At 67.2% G+C, this 2,714-nt stretch carries 2 protein-coding genes; one reads left to right on the top strand and one right to left on the bottom strand.

The window, feature by feature from the left end; genetic code table 11:
* Positions 1-152 precede the first annotated feature (152 nt).
* Positions 153-1,586 (bottom strand): amidase, encoded by a 1,434-nt coding sequence (locus JHC79_RS23290; protein ID WP_296395403.1) that lies wholly within the window; start codon positions 1,584-1,586, stop codon positions 153-155.
* Positions 1,587-1,810: 224 nt separating this feature from the next.
* Between JHC79_RS23290 and JHC79_RS23295 the strand changes: the two genes are divergently transcribed.
* Positions 1,811-2,557 (top strand): GntR family transcriptional regulator, encoded by a 747-nt coding sequence (locus JHC79_RS23295; protein ID WP_296395404.1) that lies wholly within the window; start codon positions 1,811-1,813, stop codon positions 2,555-2,557.
* Positions 2,558-2,714: the final 157 nt, after the last annotated feature.

The raw sequence follows: 2,714 nt of genomic DNA on the forward strand, positions 1-2,714 counted from the left end.
GACGCCGCGGCCGCTGCATGGGCCGGGCTGTCGGATTTCGACGACCTCATCGCCGCGGCCAAGACGTACGTCAAACCCGTCATCGATTCGGGGATGCTGCCCGGCACCACGAAGAAGTAGCCTGCGCGTCGAGCCGCCAATCGTGCCCGGGGTCAGTCGGCGTCCTGGATCCGGCGGAAGGGCGCAGCCGCCTCGAGTTCGAACGCGACCTCGAGCATCGTGGCCTCGTCGCCGTGGTCGGCGGCGAGCTGCACCCCGATCGGCAGGCCCGTGCTGGTGCGTCCCGTCGGCAGCGAGATCGCCGGTCCGCCGGTCGCGTTGTTGAGCGGCGTGAAGCTGACGTAGGCGAGCAGGCGGGGGAACAGGACGTCGAAACCGTTGGCAGGAGAGAGGTGTCCGATCTCGGGCGTCGTGTGCGCGACGACCGGTGACACCATCAGGTCGACGTCGGCGAAGGCCCGGTGGTGTTTGGCCTCGGACTGCCGGAGTCGCCAGATCGCCTGCGGGGTCCGCCAGAAGTGCCGGATGAACATCCGCGACAACCCCTGGGTCAGCGCGTCGGTCTTCGTCGGATCGAATCCCGGGCCCATCACGCGTTTGCCGAACTTCTGGATCGAGAACCCCATCAGCGCCCAGTAGTGCTCGAAGTCCTGTCGAAACGCCTCGAGGTCTTTCTCCGACAACGGCAATCCGATCTCGGTGACGTCGTGCCCGAGGTCGGCGAGGACTCGGGCGGTCTCGCGCACCGCGGCCTGCGTCTCGGCATCGACCGGGGTGTCCGGCAGCGACCGGTCGACCACACCGATCCGCAGTCGCCGCGTTCCCGGCCCCTCGACCAGGCCCACCGGCGCGAGGTGCTCGACCGACCGGTACCTCTCGATCTGGGCAACGAAGGTGGCGGTGTCGCGCACCGATCGCGTCACGACACCGTTCGAGATGATGTTGACCGGCAGGTCGGCGGCGTGGGCGTCGATGATCTCGCGACCGCGGGTCATCTTCAGTCCCACCAGTCCGCACGCCGCGGCCGGGATCCTGATCGACCCGCCGCCGTCGTTGGCGTGGGCGATCGGCACCACGCCCGCGGCCACCAGTGCCGCCGATCCACCCGACGACGCACCGCTGGAATGGCCGGTGTGCCAGGGGTTCCGGGTCGGGGGCAACGTCTCGTACTCGGTGCTGGCGTTGAACCCGAACTCCGGCAGCGTCGACTTGCCGAGGTTGATCATCCCGGTGGACAGGAACTGATCGGTGAAGCCGGCGTTGCGCGGCGCGGGTGTCGCGTTGATCGCCAGTGAGCCCTGGTCGGTGGGGAGCCCGGCGACGTCGGTGTTGTCCTTGACGAAGGTCGGCACGCCGGCGAAGACCCCGGCACCGGGGCTCCGTGCGAATCCGCGGGCCCGGTCGAAGTCGGGCGTCTGGATCGCGTTGAGTCGGTCGTTCACGGCCTCCGCGCGCGCAATTGCCGCGTTCACGGCCTCCGTCGAGCTGATGTCGCCCGAGGCGATGGCGGCCGCGACCCCGGTGGCGTCGAGATCGCCCAACGCATCGTCGGTGAAGGCGTGGACCCGACTTGCTTCGATGGTCATCCGACCGACTCTAGCAATGTGGTACACGACCGTTCCGGTCGTGGCGGCCGTTCGATCCCGACGGGCCGATGGATCGAACCGGTGGCAGCCGGTACGGTCTCGGGGGTAGATTGTCGACAATCTACCAAGCCGAGTTCTCGTCTCGGTGGAGGATCGATCGAGGCGTCGCCCGTCAGGCCGAGCGTGCGCGGGGAGACGCTGCTGTACGAACGAATCGAGGAGATATGAGCGACGGCGTTGTGAGCGGCGCGCCGCAGTCGGAGACCGTCATCTCGGGGTCGGCGCGCAAACGCGTGCTGGAACCGCTGGTACAGGAATCCACGCCCGCGATCATCGCGCGCAAGCTGCGGACGGCCATCGCGGCCGGTGATTTCCCGCCGGGATCGCAGCTGACCGAGGCCGGACTCGCGGCCGACCTGGGGGTCAGCCGAGGACCGCTGCGCGAGGCCATGCAACGCCTCACCCAGGAGGGATTGCTGGTCAGCTACCGCAACCGTGGACTCTTCGTCATCTCGATGGACGACGCCGACATCAACGACATGTACGTCGCACGATCGGCGGTGGAACGCGCAGCGTTGGCCCAGGTCGTCACCCGCCGCGATCCTGACGACATCGCGGCACTGAACCGGGCCATCGATCGGATGCAGTCGTTCGCCGACGACCCCAACGGTCCGGAGATCGCGGACTCGGACATGAGTTTTCACGCGCTGCTCGTCGAATGTGCCCGCAGCCCTAGGCTTTCACGCATCCATGAGACCATCCTCGTCGAGACGCGAATGTGTTTGGGCGCGATGCGCGGCACGTATGCGTCGGCGCAGGCGCGCATCGACGAGCACACCGAGATCGTCGCGGCCATCGTCGAGGGCGACACATCGCGTGCAGATGAACTGATGATCGCGCACATGCGTGACGGGCTGGCGCGGCTGCTACCGGCCGAAACTTCGTTTGCCGCACCGGTGCATCGCACGTAAGGGGAGGTAGGGCGCTTTTCTGCGCTGTCCGATAGGTCTTTTCGACCCTGTGAACACCTCCAATCGGTTCCCATCGGTGACAGCAACGGGCTACGGTCGTCACGATGTCCACTGCGAAAACACCAGCACAAGCGACAGCGGTTCTGCCATTCCGGGA

It is taken from the genome of Williamsia sp. (assembly GCF_016462415.1).
GTDB lineage: Bacteria > Actinomycetota > Actinomycetes > Mycobacteriales > Mycobacteriaceae > Williamsia_A.